The following is a 14944-nucleotide window of genomic DNA, read 5'->3' on the forward strand; positions in this document are numbered from 1 at the left end:
GGGGCGTGCGCGCGGACTCCAATCGTTCCGATTGGGTCCGCGGGGCTTCCGGAGAGCGTCGAACTGAATGCAGTTCCTTTCTTCCCGCAGGAAGATTATCAGTGCGGGCCCGCAGCGCTAGCCACCATGTTGACCCAGCGGGGAGTCGATACCGGGCCGGAGCAGCTCGTCAAGCGCGTCTATCTTCCGCAGCGTAAGGGCAGTCTGCAGGTTGAGATGGTCGCTGCCGCCCGGGCCCACGATCTGCTGGTGTATCAGTTGGAGCCACGGTTAGAGGCTGTGCTGTCTGAAGTGGCGGCCGGGAACCCGGTGCTAGTACTGCAGAACCTTGCCTTCGATCGCTGGCCCCAGTGGCATTTCGCGGTTGTGGTGGGATACGACCTGACGGCGCAGACCCTGGTGTTGCGATCCGGAACTACAAGACGCTGGACCGGAAGTTTTCGTCAATTCGAGCGAAGCTGGGCCAAGGGAAATCGCTGGGCTGTGGTAACGGTTGCGCCCGATCAACTGCCCCGTACCGCCAAGGAAACGGTGTGGCTGAAAGCTGCAAGTGATCTTGAACAAACGGGTCACGATGATGCTGCTCTGAGGGCCTATGAAAAGGCTGCGGAACATTGGTCCAGCGGCTTGTCCTGGTTCGTGCTTGCCAATGCCCGGTACGCGCAGGGCGACAAGCAGGCGGCGGAGCGAGCGCTGCGTACCAGCGTTCAGCGTGATAAGTCCTTCGCGGCAGGCTGGTTCAATCTATCCCAGGTGTTGGCGGAACAGGGTTGCCAAGACCAGTCTGCTACAGCGCTCGCGTGTGCAGCGCGACTCGCCCCAGACGACAAGCGATTCAGGGCGGAACTGCCCGCGGGGCGTGACGGGGCCAGCACGTGTGAGGCGCTTCCCGTGTGCCCGGTTCAGTGACGCATTAGAACCCGATTTTGTCCCGCAGGCTGTAGTAGAGCGCGCCGAGGGCGCTCAGCGGCGCGCTGAGCTTCTGTCCGCCGGGAAACGGGTAATGCGGCAAGCTAGCAAAGGCATCGAAGCGCTCGGCCTGTCCACGCAAGGCTTCGGCGATGACTTTCCCTGCGACATGGGTATAGGTGACCCCGTGACCACTGCAGCCCTGAGAGTAATAAAGATTGCCATCGAGCCGTCCGACCTGAGGTAAACGGGATAGCGTCATTAGAAAATTGCCGGTCCAGGCGAATTCTGTCTTGATGCCGCGCAACTGTGGAAACGTCTTGAGCATTTTCGGGCGGATGATTGATTCGATATCGGCCGGATCTCGCGCGCCGTAGACCACTCCTCCGCCATAGATCAAGCGCTTGTCTGCGGACAGGCGGAAGTAGTCCAGCAAATAGTTGCAGTCCTCAACGCAGTAATCCTGCGGCAGCAACGTCGCTGCGAGCTCTGGGTCGAGCGGCTCCGTAGCGATGACCTGGGTGCCGCAGGGCATGGATTTTGCGGCCAGTTCCGGAACCAGGCTTCCGAGATAAGCATTTCCTGCGACGACCACGAATTTGGCAGTTACCTGGCCATGTTGGGTATGTACTCGTGGGGCGTTTCCCCGGTCAATGCGGATTGCCGGGCTTTGTTCGTAGATGGCGCCGCCAAGCGATTCGACCACCGCCGCTTCGCCTAGTGCGAGATTGAGCGGGTGGATGTGGCCGCCCCCGTGATCCAGCATTCCACCTGTGTATCGGTCACTCGCGACGACGTTTCGAATACCGTCGTGACTGAGCATTTCCAACTGACCATAGCCGTAACGCTCCCAAAGCGTCTTCTGAGCCTCAAGGTGGTGCATCTGCTTAGAATTGAAAGCGGCGAATACGCCTCCGTCCTTCAGATCACAGTCAATGCCGTAACGCGCAACTCGCTCACGAATGATTTGCCCGCCCTCGAATGCCATCGCGCCGATCAGGCGTGCTTCATTGCTTCCGGTGCTGCGCTCGACCGTATCGATATCTCGGCTGTAGCTATTGACGATTTGTCCGCCGTTGCGCCCGGAAGCGCCGAATCCGACCTTGGCAGCTTCCAATATGACGACGCGAAAACCCTGCTCAAGAAGAAACAGTGCGGTCGATAGTCCGGTGTAGCCGGCGCCGATCACGCAGACGTCCGTCTCGACGCTATCGCTCAGAACGTCGCGAGCAGGTGCTGAGTTCGCTGACGCTGCGTAATAGGACGAGGGGTAGGAGACGTGCGACATTCTGGTTGTCCTGTTCCGAATATTTTACGAGATGCTATCTCGACAAGCCTCTACGATGCCAGAGCGACGCCAAAGGCGTTCTTCTTATCCAAAAATTACGAATATCAGTGGCTTAGCTAAAAAAGCGCTTGACTCCGTCAGGCGTATCTCTAAAATGCGCGTCCATCGGAGGCACATAGCTCAGTTGGTTAGAGCACCACCTTGACATGGTGGGGGTCGTTGGTTCGAATCCAATTGTGCCTACCAATTCCGAAAAGGGTCGCGCTAGCGACCCTTTTTTTATGCCTTGCTTGTCGGTGCGGCAGCTTTCTGAAAGTATCCGTGCTCCCATATTTCCAGTGACTTCGGTCCGTCTCGATCAGCCTTCGGGCTCCTGCCACCGTGCGGCAGGTCATTCGATGGATCGCTTTCCTGGCTCATCCCAACCCACGTGGCCTTTAGTAGGGGTCACCACTAGGAGAGGAGGCGCCATGCCCACCATTACTCTTCCTGACGGCAGTCAGCGTTCGTTCGATCATTCCGTTTCCGTCGCTGAAGTCGCCCAGTCAATTGGCGCTGGCCTAGCGAAGGCCACCCTTGCCGGTAAGGTAGACGGGCGGCTGGTCGATGCCTGCGATCTGATCGAGAGCGACGCGAGCCTGCAGATCATTACGCCGAAGGATGAAGAGGGGCTGGAGATCATTCGTCACTCTTGTGCGCACCTGGTTGGACATGCGGTCAAACAGCTCTACCCATCGGCGAAGATGGTCATCGGACCGGTGATCGCCGAGGGCTTCTACTACGATATCGCCTTCGAGCGGCCGTTCACGCCGGACGACATGGCTGCCATCGAGCAGCGCATGAAGCAACTGATCGATACTGAATACGATGTGATCAAGAAGGTCACGCCGCGTGATGAAGTCATCGAGCTGTTCCAGTCGCGTGGTGAGGATTACAAGCTGCGTCTCGTCGAGGATATGCCTGGCGAGCAGGCGATGGGACTGTACTACCACGAAGAATACGTCGACATGTGCCGTGGTCCTCATGTGCCCAATACACGCTTTCTCAAGTCTTTCAAACTGACCAAGTTGTCCGGCGCCTACTGGCGTGGCGATGCGAAGAACGAGCAGCTTCAGCGAATCTACGGCACGGCGTGGGCGGATAAGAAGCAGCTTGCGGCTTACATTCAGCGAATTGAAGAGGCTGAAAAACGCGATCATCGCAAGATCGGCAAACGCCTGGATCTCTTCCATACCCAGGAAGAAGCACCTGGCATGGTGTTCTGGCACCCAAATGGCTGGACTCTGTATCAGGTGCTCGAGCAGTACATGCGCCTCGTACAGCGTGAAAATGGCTATCAGGAAATTCGGACTCCCCAGGTCGTGGATCGCAGCCTGTGGGAAAAGTCCGGCCACTGGGCAAACTACGCCGAAAACATGTTCACGACCGAGTCGGAAAGTCGCGACTACGCGATCAAGCCGATGAACTGCCCTTGTCACGTGCAGGTGTACAATCAGGGGCTCAAAAGCTATCGCGAACTGCCGTTGCGCCTCGCCGAGTTCGGAGCCTGCCACCGCAACGAGCCGTCCGGTGCTTTGCACGGCATTATGCGGGTACGCGGCTTTACTCAGGATGATGCGCATATCTTCTGTACCGAAGAGCAAATGCAATCCGAGTCCGCCGCGTTCATCAAGCTGACCCAGGCGGTTTATGCGGATTTCGGATTTGACAACATCGAACTGAAGCTATCGACTCGGCCTGAGAAGCGAGTCGGTTCCGATGAGTTGTGGGATCGTGCCGAGGCGGCGCTTGCCGCCGCGCTGGACAGTGCCGGATTGCCTTACGATTTGCAGCCTGGCGAAGGCGCCTTTTACGGTCCGAAGATAGAATTCTCGCTGAAGGACTGCCTGGGTCGCGTATGGCAGTGCGGCACGCTTCAGCTCGACTTCAATCTTCCGATTCGCCTGGGGGCGGAGTACGTCAGCGAGAACAACGATCGCCAGCATCCGGTTATGTTGCACCGCGCCATCCTTGGCTCGTTCGAGCGTTTCATCGGTATTCTTATCGAACACTACGAAGGGGCGTTCCCAGCCTGGTTGGCGCCGACTCAAGCCGTGGTGATGAATATCACCGATAAACAGGCTGATTTCGCGCTGGAAGTGGAGAAAACACTCAACCAAAGCGGCTTCCGTGCCAAGTCCGACTTGAGAAACGAAAAGATCGGCTTTAAAATCCGCGAGCATACCTTGCTCAAGGTTCCTTATCTCTTGGTTATCGGAGACAGGGAAGTAGAGACACGAGCCGTTGCTGTGCGCACCCGTGAAGGCGTTGATTTGGGCTCCATGCCCTTGGATGACTTCGCGCAGCTGCTGACACAAGCGGTTTCCCGGCGTGGTCGCCAAGAATTGGAGTAATGACTATTAAGCGTGAAATGAGACAGGATAAACGAGCTGCACCCAAGGCCCCGATCAACGAGAATATCTCGGCTCGTGAGGTCCGTTTGATTGGTGCTGATGGCGAGCAGGTTGGCATCGTCTCGATTGATGAAGCGCTTCGTATAGCTGAAGAAGCCAAGTTGGATCTGGTGGAAATTTCCGCCGATGCGGTTCCTCCTGTATGCCGGATCATGGATTACGGCAAGCACCTGTTCGAAAAGAAGAAGCAGGTCGCTGCAGCGAAGAAGAACCAGAAGCAGATCCAGGTTAAAGAAGTAAAGTTTCGTCCAGGGACGGAAGAGGGCGACTACCAGGTCAAGCTACGTAACCTGGTACGTTTCCTGAGTGACGGGGACAGGGCCAAGGTTTCGTTGAGATTCCGCGGTCGTGAGATGGCGCATCAGGAGCTGGGGATGGAACTGTTGAAGCGGGTCGAGGGTGACCTTGCTGAATACGGTTCGGTCGAACAGCATCCAAAGATGGAAGGACGCCAGCTGATCATGGTCATCGCTCCCAAGAAGAAAAAGTAACCACCAGGGCACTGGCAGGCCTTGCGGTTATTTGAAATCACCCACACTGTGGAGTACCGAACATGCCAAAGATGAAGACTAAAAGTGGCGCTGCGAAGCGCTTCAAAAAGACGGCGAATGGCTACAAGCACAAGCACGCTTTCAAGAGCCACATCCTGACCAAAATGTCTACCAAGCGTAAGCGTCAGCTACGTGGTACATCTCTGATGCACCCGTCTGATAACGCAAAAGTAGAGCGCATGCTGCGCGTTCGTTAATTCGGTCAAGACTCAGAGGAATAACTCATGGCTCGTGTTAAGCGTGGCGTCGTCGCTCGTCGCCGTCACAAGAAAATTCTGAAACTCGCTAAAGGCTATTACGGCGCTCGTTCGCGCGTGTTCCGTGTTGCCAAGCAGGCTGTGATCAAGGCTGGCCAGTATGCCTACCGCGACCGCCGTCAGCGGAAGCGTCAGTTCCGCGCTCTTTGGATCGCCCGTATCAACGCTGGTGCTCGTGTAAATGGTCTGTCCTACAGCCGTTTCATTGCTGGCCTGAAAAAAGCAGCCATTGAGATCGACCGTAAGGTTCTGGCCGAGTTGGCAGTAAACGAAAAAGCAGCTTTCGCTGCTATTGTCGAAAAAGCCAAAGCTTCTCTGGCCTAAGCCCATCGACAATCGAATCTTCGGATTCGTAGCGTCACCGATAGGGGAAGAGCCTTGTGCTCTTCCCCTATTTCGTATCTGAAGGGGCATTTGCAAAAATGTACCTGGCCAATGCGCTGATCGCCTGGTGCGGTTCTGCAAGAACCTCTGGAGGTTGTACATGGAAAACCTGGATGCACTGGTCTCGCAAGCGCTTGAGGCGGTGCAACATAGTCAAGACGTCACCGCCCTGGAGCAGATCCGGGTTCAGTACCTTGGTAAGAAAGGCGAGCTGACCCAGGTCATGCAGACTTTGGGCAAGCTATCCGCTGAGGAACGCCCGAAGGCGGGTGCGCTGATCAATGCAGCGAAGACTCGGGTTCAAGATGAACTGAATACCCGGAAGGCCGATCTTGAGCAGGCTGCGCTTAGCGCCAGACTGGCTGCGGAGCGAATCGATGTAACCCTGCCAGGCAGAGGGGAGGCCTCCGGTGGTCTGCATCCGGTGACCCGTACGCTAGAGCGGATCGAGCAGTTCTTTAGCCATATTGGCTATCGTGTCGCTGAAGGGCCGGAAGTCGAAGATGACTACCACAACTTCGAAGCGCTCAATATTCCGGGCCATCATCCGGCTCGGGCGATGCACGACACCTTCTATTTCAACGCGAACATGCTGTTGCGCACCCATACCTCGCCAGTTCAGGTGCGTACCATGGAGTCGCAGCAGCCTCCAATCCGCATCGTCTGCCCTGGCCGGGTTTACCGTTGTGATTCGGATATCACTCACTCACCAATGTTTCATCAGGTGGAAGGGTTGCTGATCGACGAGGGCATCAGCTTCGCCGACTTGAAGGGGACGATCGAGCAGTTCTTGCGCGTGTTCTTCGAAAAACCGTTAGGTGTTCGGTTCCGTCCGTCGTTCTTTCCCTTCACTGAGCCATCCGCAGAAGTGGACATGCAATGTGTCATGTGCAGCGGGAAGGGCTGTCGCGTGTGCAAGCAGACCGGCTGGCTCGAAGTGATGGGCTGCGGCATGGTGCATCCGAACGTACTGCGCATGTCCGGTATCGATCCCGAAAAATATCAAGGCTTTGCCTTCGGTATGGGGGCTGAACGGCTCGCCATGCTGCGTTATGGCGTCAACGACTTACGCCTGTTCTTCGATAACGACCTGAGGTTCCTGGCTCAATTTCGCTAGGTCCAGAGTCCAGTCAAGAATATTTAGGAGAGCAGGATGAAATTCAGCGAGCAGTGGTTGCGTACATGGGTCAATCCACAGGTTTCCCGTGAGGAGCTGGTGGCGCGCCTATCTATGGTGGGCCTTGAGGTGGATGCGGTGGCCCCGGTCGCCGGCGAGTTCAATGGTGTGGTTGTGGGCGAAGTGCTGAGCACCGAACAGCATCCTGATGCAGACAAGCTGCGCGTTTGTCAGGTTAGCAACGGCAGCGAGACGTTTCAGGTGGTCTGTGGTGCGCCAAACGTGCGGCAAGGCCTGAAGATTCCCTTCGCGATGATTGGCGCCAAGCTGCCGGGCGATTTCAAGATCAAGAAAGCGAAGCTTCGCGGCGTCGAGTCCAACGGGATGCTCTGCTCGGAAACCGAGCTGCAGATCGGCACTGATGACAGCGGGCTGATGGAGTTGGCGAGCGACGCTCCGGTTGGTAGCGACCTGCGCGCGTATCTCGGCTTGGACGATGCGAGCATCGAGATAGGACTGACGCCGAATCGCGGCGATTGCCTTTCTATCGCTGGTCTAGCGCGCGAGGTGGGCGCGATCTATGGCGCGGCGGTAGCTTCAGTCGATATCGCTTCGGTGGTAGAGAGTCATGATGAGGTACGCCCCGTCGAGGTGTTGGCGCCGAAAGCCTGTCCACGTTATCTCGGACGCGTGATCCGCAACGTTGATCTGTCGCGACCTACGCCGCTGTGGATGGTTGAGCGGCTACGTCGTTCCGATATCCGCAGTATCGATGCGGTGGTGGACGTGACCAACTATGTGATGCTCGAACTGGGGCAACCGTTGCACGCCTTCGATCTTGCTGAGATCAATGGCGGTATCAGGGTTCGGATGGCGGAGGAGCAGGAAAAACTCGTCTTGCTCGATGGTCAGGAGGTGACCCTGCGTACCGATACGCTGGTAATTGCCGACCAGCAACGTGCCCTCGCTATCGCAGGTGTAATGGGTGGTGAGCACAGCGGTGTCAGCGCCTCTACCCAGGATCTGTTTCTGGAAAGCGCCTTCTTCGACACCATCGCGCTCGCCGGCAAGGCGCGCTCCTATGGTTTGCATACCGATGCATCGCATCGCTATGAGCGTGGAGTGGATTTCCAGCTGACCCGTCGAGCCATGGAACGTGCCACCGCGCTGTTGCTGGATATAGTCGGAGGCAATGCAGGCCCTGTGATCGAAGCTACTAGCAACGCCGATCTTCCGACCGTTGCGCCAATCTCGCTACGTAAGGGGCGCATCGAGCAGATGCTCGGATTGAGCATGGCCGACGATCAGGTTGTCTCGCTGCTTTCTGCCCTGGGCCTGGGTGTAGTCGAGCAGGGCACCGGAGTCTGGGAAGTCAGTGTTCCCAGTCATCGGTTCGATATCAGCCTCGAGGTTGACCTCATCGAAGAGCTGGGGCGTCTCTATGGTTACGACCGCTTGCCGGTGCGTTATCCGCAGGCGCGCTTAGCGCCGGAGGCTGATCCCGAGTCGCGCGCCGAATTGCCGGCTTTGCGTCGGTTGCTGGTGGCCCGTGGTTACCAGGAGGCGATCACTTACAGCTTCATTGACCCTAAGTTATTCGAGCTGTTCAGCCCCGGCGTTGAGCCGCTGCAGCTGGCCAATCCGATTTCCTCGGATATGGCGGCCATGCGCGCGACGCTCTGGCCAGGATTGATCAAGGCGTTGCAGTACAACCTTAATCGTCAGCAAGCACGCGTGCGTCTGTTTGAAAGCGGCCTGCGCTTCGTCGGCCAGCTGGGTGAATTGAAGCAGGAACCGATGCTGGCGGGCGTCATTACGGGAAGCCGCCTGCCGGAAGCCTGGGGCAACGAAAAAGCGGCGGCTGACTTCTATGACATCAAAGCCGACGTCGAGGCTTTGCTTGGATATGCCGGTGATGCCGTGGCGTATAGCTTTCTCGCCGGTGAGCGTCCTGCTCTGCATCCGGGGCAGACCGCACGAGTCGAGCGGGAAGGGCGCCTGGTTGGCTACATTGGTAGCCTTCATCCCGAACTGGCCGCCACGCTGGGTATCGATCAACCGGTCTATCTTTTCGAGTTGCTGGTTGCCGAGATCAGCGAAGGGCGACTGCCACGCTTCAGCGAGCTGTCCCGCTTCCCTGAGGTGCGGCGCGACTTGGCTATCCTGGTGGCGCGCGAGGTGTCGGCTGACGCAGTGCTGCGATGCATCCGAGATGCTGCCGGTGAGAACCTGAAGGACCTCAAGCTATTTGACGTCTATCAGGGTAAAGGTATTGATCCGCTTAGCAAAAGTATGGCAGTCGGCTTGACCTGGCAACACCCTTCGCGCACTCTAAACGACGACGAGGTGAGTGGTGCGATGCAGCAAATCCTTACCTCCCTGGAAGAAAGGTTCAACGCCACGTTAAGGAAATAGCGTATGGGGGCTCTGACGAAAGCTGAAATGGCCGAACGTCTATATGAAGAGCTAGGCTTGAATAAGCGCGAGGCCAAGGAGCTGGTCGAGCTGTTTTTCGAGGAGATTCGTCAAGCGCTCGAGCATAACGAGCAGGTGAAGTTGTCCGGTTTCGGCAACTTCGACCTGCGCGACAAGCGACAGCGCCCGGGGCGTAACCCGAAAACCGGTGAGGAAATCCCGATTACGGCGCGTCGTGTCGTGACATTCCGGCCAGGCCAAAAACTAAAAGCCAGAGTCGAAGCGTATGCTGGAACCAAGTCATAACGACGAGCTGCCAACGATACCCGGCAAACGCTATTTCACTATTGGTGAGGTGAGCGAGCTGTGCGCGGTCAAACCGCACGTGCTGCGATATTGGGAGCAGGAGTTTCCACAACTGAACCCTGTTAAGCGTCGAGGTAATCGGCGCTATTACCAGCGACAAGATGTGCTGATGATCCGACAGATCAGATCGCTGTTGTATGAGCAGGGCTTCACCATCGGCGGCGCTCGGCAACGGATGTCCGGCGAAGAGGCCCGTGATGACACCACACAATATAAGCAATTGATCCGACAGATGATTACCGAGCTTGAGGATGTGCTGCAGGTGCTGAAGAATTAATCGCCGTTGTGCAAAAAACTTTCACATATTCAGTCGCTTAATGTATAGTTCGATCCGTTTTCAGCAAAGCTGAATACATTGTCGGGGCGTAGCGCAGCCTGGTAGCGCACTTGCATGGGGTGCAAGGGGTCGAGTGTTCGAATCACTCCGTCCCGACCAAAAAATCCCTAGAAAATCCAGTCACTTAGCGGTGACTGGATTTTTTTATGGGGCGCTTCACACGTAGAAGCGTAGGGACTTTTGCGGGACTTTTTTTCATCCTGCCATTCTCCTCAAAATTGTCAGGGCCGGCCCACGCGAGTCGGTAGCCGAAATCCTGTTGGCTTCATCGATCAGTTTGCCCAGCTCGGCGGCTGAATAGTGACTGGTGATGCTGCCGTTCTTGTGGCCCAGCAGAGCCTTCCTGTCTTCCTCCGTCACACCAGCAGCCCGAAGTCTTCGACCGAAGGTGTGCTTCAGATCGTGAACGCGGATCGAAGCAAATCCAGATGGAGCAGGGCGCATGAAGCGCTCCTGGAATTTCTTCGCAGCTCTGACCCTGGCTTTCTTCCATGCCGAATCGTTCATCCGGTGAACTGGAGTGGCCTTGCCGTTTCGATCGGGTTGTCCGTAAGGAAATACCCAGACCGGATCAAGCCCGCGCTGTCCCTCGATGACCGACTTGGCTACGTTGTTGAGCACCACGAGGCGCTCGTCGCCGTTCTTGACCCCGGAACTCTCATGTCGGCCACCAAAATCCGCCGGTATGAGAAATACGCTGGTGTTGAGCTCAGGAATCGGTATCTCCCAATCCCAGCGAAGCTTCACGACCTCCTGTTCGCGTGAGCCGCTGTTGACCTTGTACAGGGCCATGCGGCGCAAATGATCGGGCAGTTCGGCGAAGAGAATCGACTGCTCTTCCCAGGACATAGGGTAGGGGAGTCGCCTCGTCTTCTTCTCTTCCAGCTTGGTGATCATCGGCACAACGTCGAGCCAAGGACGCTTCTGTTCATCACGCCATTTTCGGGCGCACAGGTTCAGGATGCGTATGACGCGCTCCAGAGCGATGTTCACCGTGCGGTGTGAGACGCCAGGCTTCAACTTGCCATCGCTGGTTCTGGTGCTCTTGAGGCGATCCCTTATGTAGGGAGCCAGGGTCTCGTCGTCGACATGAGTAAGAGGCTGGTCGCCAATATACGGGTCCAACTGCTCCAGATAGATGGCTGTGAGGCCTATCGACGGCTGGTCCCTGTACTCGGTCAGGTAGCGCGTAGCGGCTTCCCGCCAGGTTCTGATCGTACGGACGCCGTAGATCTTCTGTTCCCGGAGCTTTTCCAGCTTGTGTATCAGGTATTGCTCTGCCTCCTTCCTATCGCTTGATCCAGTGCTTTCCTGAATTCGCTGACCTCTGAAGACCTTGTCGATGTGCCAGATCCCGTTCCTTTGGTAGAGGCCGCTAATGGTTTTTCGCGCCATGGTTTTTCTCCTTGGCGCTCGCTGCGGGAGTGATCATGTCCCTTGGCACCTTTCTTTTCAATGATGGCCCGGTCGATGTAGGCGTCTGCCCAGGCATCCAGCTCTTCGCGATCAAAGCCGATGCCTTGCACGCCAATGCGGAATTCCCGCACGTAAGGCCGGACGGTTTTGTTGAATTCTGTGCGGCACATGCCGAGGTAGGCGGGGGCCGCACTGGCTCGGAGGATTCGGGGTGGGCAGGTGATCAAGCGTGCGGCTATCTGTTCAGATGATGCGGGCATGAATATCGCCTCCTTATCGACCCTGATCCGTTCTGCAGATGCTGTCCGTTGCTCGCCGGGCGAACAACGTGGTGGAGGGGGCTGGGGAGGGTTTGGTACAACAACCGTTTTGGTTCGGTTTGACCTGATGGATCGTGGCGTATGGCCAGCCGCTGGCTGGTCGGCGATATCAGGCTTGAGGATTGATACATGTCTTCCGAAGAGGTAGCCCAGCAACCTGGTTCCAGCCCTGGTGGCCCAGTCAGTCGTGAGGAGATGTACGCAGAGGTGTGGCGGCGTCCCATGACCAAGATCGCAGATCACCACCGTGTTTCTTCCAGCTTCTTGGCGCGCGTGTGTGCCCGCATGAATGTCCCCCAGGCCGCCGCGCGGGCACTGGGTAAAGCTGGAGAGTGGAATACCAAGTCTTCAGCCACCGCTGCCTGAGGCTGGGCCTGGTGATCTTCAGGTCTGGCGCAGGGGAGATGCTCTTGGTGCTGTTTCTCAACCGGCTCCGAAGGCATCGGTGCCGCGTAAAATCAGGCCTGAACAGCTCCGGATATCACGATCAAGGCAGCACCCTGTTGTTGTGGGGGCGCATGAAGTCTTTGAGCAGGGGCGCGTCGTCGACCAGGGCTTCCTCAAGCCCGGGAAGCAGCGCCTGGTAGATGTTGTGGTGACCAAATCGCAACTTGAGCCTGCCCTCAAGCTTGCTAATCAGCTGTTTCTCAAGTTGGAGGCTGCCGGCCATCGCGTGATGTTTGCTCCGAGTGACCGCACCTATGCCCGTGCCTCGTTTGATGAGCATGAGCACCCACCCAAGAAACCAAAGCACCGGTATCCGGCGTTGTGGTCACCCTCCAAGCCCACAGTGGTTTTCGTCGGGACGGTTGCCATCGGGCTGACGCTGTTTAAGATGACGGAGGAATTGGAGGCTCGGAATATCGATGGTGAGTACATCCCTACCTCTAAGATCTCGGCGCAGCAACTGCGCCGCTTGAGCTCTGCTTGGAACTGGACGACCCGAATGGACTTTGCGACCGGCCGTCTATGCATAAGGGCTTTCTCTCCCTACCTAGGTGCGGGTTGGTCTCAAAGTTGGAAGGAGGTCAAGCAAAGTTCGTTGCGTGGCCAGTTGGATGAGATCGTCCAGCAGCTCACGGACGCCGCGCCTGTAATTGCTCGATTGGTAGAAGAGGCCGAGGAGCAGGCCAGGATTCGGCAGCAGGAGTGGAGGGAGCAGTTACGCCGGCTCGAGGAGAGAGAACGGATTCGACTTCAAAACGAGGCAAGGGAGCAGGCGAGAGCTGATTTGCTGAGCGCCATCAAACAGTGGGATGACATCAAGCGGATCCAGGCCTTTTTCAGTGATGCTGAGAGCTCCGTATCGAATCTGCCCGAAGCCGAGCGGTGTATTGCTATGGACAAGCTTGCCCAAGCGCGTGAGCTTGTTGGCGAGCTGGATCCGCTTCAGGCGTTGCTGGAATGGAAGGGGCCGCGGGAGCGCTGAAACTGATTCTGTCTGGGTTTACGAAACTCGGAAAATGCTCACTGATAGTGAGCATTTTTATATTTCTTAAACCTGTTGCCTGCTCTGAATGCATTGGTTTGTTCAGCTCGCCTAAACGATAAAAAGATGCGGCTATTGACGTGTTTCTCGAGCCGTGTGTTGCTCGCTAAGAACCTGCTGGGCAGTCTGTTCTATGTAGCCGAAGACTTCAGTGGGTACCGTGTACTGGTATTGCTTACGACGGTGCTTCGAAACAAAGCCATCATTGGTTAGGCACATCATCACCAGATTCGCCAAGTCGCTGCCGCGGATGTCGAATCGTTCATCCACAGCCCTGTAGACGGCGTCGTAGCACTCCAGAAAAGCGGCTTCTTCGCGGAGTTCGACCTCCAGGGCGTGCTGAGCCATTTCCATGGTGAAGATGACGCAGGCAGTTGCGTCCCAGTAGCGGTAGATCGCTGCATCTCCCTGGAAGTCGAAAGCCAACTTGCCAAAGTCGATCCACTGCACATCCCAGAAATCCCGGGCTGGGCGGGAGAATCCCTGCAGGGCCTCCAGATACAGGCGCTCCTCACGTTTCATTGCCACCGACACTGGTAGTAGCAGGCCGTTCTCCAAGGCGCCTGCGCGGCAAAGTGCCTGGTGGATCAGGAATCGGGATAGGCGTCCGTTTCCATCCATAAAGGGGTGGAGAAATACGAAACCAAAGGAAATGACTCCAGCTGCTACCAGCGGGTCGATCTGGGTGGGGGCCTCATTCGCAAACTGCATGAGGTGCTCCATCAGTTCGCGGCACAGCTCTGGTGGTGGAGGAACGTAAGTCACCCCGGCAGCCCCTTGAAGGGCTCCTGCGAGGTGGTTTTGTTCATGCCTGAATGCCGCAGCTAGATCATAAGGGTTCGATACCGTGGCGTTCTGCAGCGCCACCAGATACTCCTCGGTCAGCGGCTGGCGTTCGTGTGCCTGGCGTAGCAGGTGAATGAATCGCCGAGACTTGTCCTCGTTCGGCGCTTCGCGTTCTATAGCGAACGAATCCTTGGTCTCATGCAAATAGGCCCAGTTGATCGCCCGATCCATCATGACCGGAGGCAGGGACTCCATGAAGGCTTTCGCCCGGCCAAGTATGTCGTGCTCCTGAAGTTCGATCAGCCTGGCGGTTCTTTCCACGGTGGCGCAGTAACCCACGTCGCCAAGGCCGTTGAATTCCACCCGCCACCGGGAGTTTCTTGTTCCCGGGCAGGTCACGTAGCGCTTGGGATCGAAGAGCGGCACGAAAGCCCCCCGAACCGGAGCATGCTGAGGAACCTCCTCGCCGGTGAATGCTTCTCTCAGATAGCACGCCTTGCGAATGTAGATGCCGTTGGGCGCCTCCTGCAGGGCATTCTCCAGGGCTGCGACTGGTATCTTGGGGAAAGCCTGAGCCAGAATGGCAAGATTGACCCCCTCATGCTTCAGCGCGAAGAGGACATGGCCCAGCAAGTCATCAGCAGCCGGTGCGATGGCAGATGGTACAGCCAAGGTCTGGCCTATCTTCTTCAAGCGAGTGACAGGCTGCACAATCGCTGGCAGATGCAAGGGGAATGCGGACAGTTGCATGGCTTCGCGTAGCCAAGCGTAACCGACTAGGTGCATGTCAAAAATTCCTTTAGCTTGGCTCTGGCCCCCAGATTTTCTTGAGTGAAACAAGAAAATCTTCATTTTT

14 protein-coding genes and 2 tRNA genes are annotated in these 14944 nt (G+C 56.9%); 13 read left to right on the top strand and 3 right to left on the bottom strand.

The annotated features are described in order from the left end of the window. Positions 1-909, top strand: a 909-nt coding sequence (locus tag PSTU_RS0102045) for a PA2778 family cysteine peptidase (RefSeq protein ID WP_019339382.1), incomplete at its 5' end; no start/stop codon positions are given. Positions 910-913: 4 nt separating this feature from the next. Here the strand turns inward: PSTU_RS0102045 and PSTU_RS0102050 are convergent. Then, positions 914-2197: an NAD(P)/FAD-dependent oxidoreductase gene (locus PSTU_RS0102050; RefSeq protein WP_019339383.1), complete on the bottom strand. Its 1284-nt coding sequence runs from the start codon at positions 2195-2197 to the stop codon at positions 914-916. Positions 2198-2366: 169 nt separating this feature from the next. On the opposite strand from PSTU_RS0102050, the gene PSTU_RS0102055 reads away from it, so the two are divergent. The 10 genes from PSTU_RS0102055 (at position 2367) to PSTU_RS0102100 (ending at position 10176) form a co-directional block, all read left to right on the top strand. After that, positions 2367-2443, top strand: a tRNA-Val gene (locus PSTU_RS0102055). Between the two features lie 224 nt (positions 2444-2667). Then, positions 2668-4590, top strand: coding sequence for a threonine--tRNA ligase (thrS, locus tag PSTU_RS0102060; protein ID WP_019339384.1), 1923 nt, complete (start codon positions 2668-2670; stop codon positions 4588-4590). Then, entirely contained in the window at positions 4590-5141 is a 552-nt protein-coding gene (infC, locus tag PSTU_RS0102065; RefSeq protein ID WP_019339385.1) for a translation initiation factor IF-3, read from the top strand. Before thrS ends, infC begins: the two co-directional genes overlap by 1 nt. A gap of 62 nt (positions 5142-5203) precedes the next feature. Next, on the top strand, positions 5204-5398 hold the full coding sequence (rpmI, locus tag PSTU_RS0102070) for a 50S ribosomal protein L35 (RefSeq protein WP_019339386.1): 195 nt from the start codon (positions 5204-5206) through the stop codon (positions 5396-5398). A gap of 27 nt (positions 5399-5425) precedes the next feature. After that, a complete protein-coding gene (gene rplT / locus PSTU_RS0102075; RefSeq protein ID WP_019339387.1) occupies positions 5426-5782 on the top strand; it encodes a 50S ribosomal protein L20 in 357 nt (118 codons plus the stop codon). 160 nt (positions 5783-5942) lie between these two features. After that, a complete protein-coding gene (gene pheS, locus PSTU_RS0102080) occupies positions 5943-6959 on the top strand; it encodes a phenylalanine--tRNA ligase subunit alpha (RefSeq protein ID WP_019339388.1) in 1017 nt (338 codons plus the stop codon). A 36-nt stretch (positions 6960-6995) separates the two neighbouring features. Continuing rightward, entirely contained in the window at positions 6996-9374 is a 2379-nt protein-coding gene (gene pheT, locus PSTU_RS0102085) for a phenylalanine--tRNA ligase subunit beta (RefSeq protein ID WP_019339389.1), read from the top strand. Between the two features lie 3 nt (positions 9375-9377). Further along, a complete protein-coding gene (gene ihfA, locus PSTU_RS0102090) occupies positions 9378-9680 on the top strand; it encodes an integration host factor subunit alpha (protein ID WP_003282572.1) in 303 nt (100 codons plus the stop codon). After that, entirely contained in the window at positions 9661-10017 is a 357-nt protein-coding gene (locus PSTU_RS0102095; protein ID WP_019339390.1) for a MerR family transcriptional regulator, read from the top strand. Before ihfA ends, PSTU_RS0102095 begins: the two co-directional genes overlap by 20 nt. Positions 10018-10099: 82 nt before the next feature. Then, positions 10100-10176: transfer RNA gene (locus PSTU_RS0102100), tRNA-Pro, on the top strand. Positions 10177-10272: 96 nt separating this feature from the next. Here the strand turns inward: PSTU_RS0102100 and PSTU_RS0102105 are convergent. Beyond that, on the bottom strand, positions 10273-11472 hold the full coding sequence (locus PSTU_RS0102105) for a tyrosine-type recombinase/integrase (protein ID WP_019339391.1): 1200 nt from the start codon (positions 11470-11472) through the stop codon (positions 10273-10275). A gap of 35 nt (positions 11473-11507) precedes the next feature. On the opposite strand from PSTU_RS0102105, the gene PSTU_RS21735 reads away from it, so the two are divergent. Both PSTU_RS21735 and PSTU_RS0102115 read left to right on the top strand, forming a co-directional pair. Next, the gene (locus PSTU_RS21735; RefSeq protein ID WP_019339392.1) at positions 11508-11744 is read left to right on the top strand and encodes a hypothetical protein; all 237 of its coding nucleotides are present in this window, start codon (positions 11508-11510) and stop codon (positions 11742-11744) included. Positions 11745-12258: 514 nt separating this feature from the next. Beyond that, positions 12259-13242, top strand: a complete 984-nt coding sequence (locus PSTU_RS0102115) for a hypothetical protein (protein WP_237709825.1) — start codon at positions 12259-12261, stop codon at positions 13240-13242. A 132-nt stretch (positions 13243-13374) separates the two neighbouring features. Here the strand turns inward: PSTU_RS0102115 and PSTU_RS0102120 are convergent, their stop codons facing one another. Continuing rightward, positions 13375-14874 carry a Fic family protein gene (locus PSTU_RS0102120; RefSeq protein ID WP_019339395.1) on the bottom strand — a complete coding sequence of 500 codons (1500 nt, stop codon included), beginning with the start codon at positions 14872-14874 and terminating at the stop codon, positions 13375-13377. Positions 14875-14944: the final 70 nt, after the last annotated feature.

Origin of the sequence: Stutzerimonas stutzeri SDM-LAC, assembly GCF_000235745.1 — a bacterium.
GTDB lineage: Bacteria > Pseudomonadota > Gammaproteobacteria > Pseudomonadales > Pseudomonadaceae > Stutzerimonas > Stutzerimonas stutzeri_H.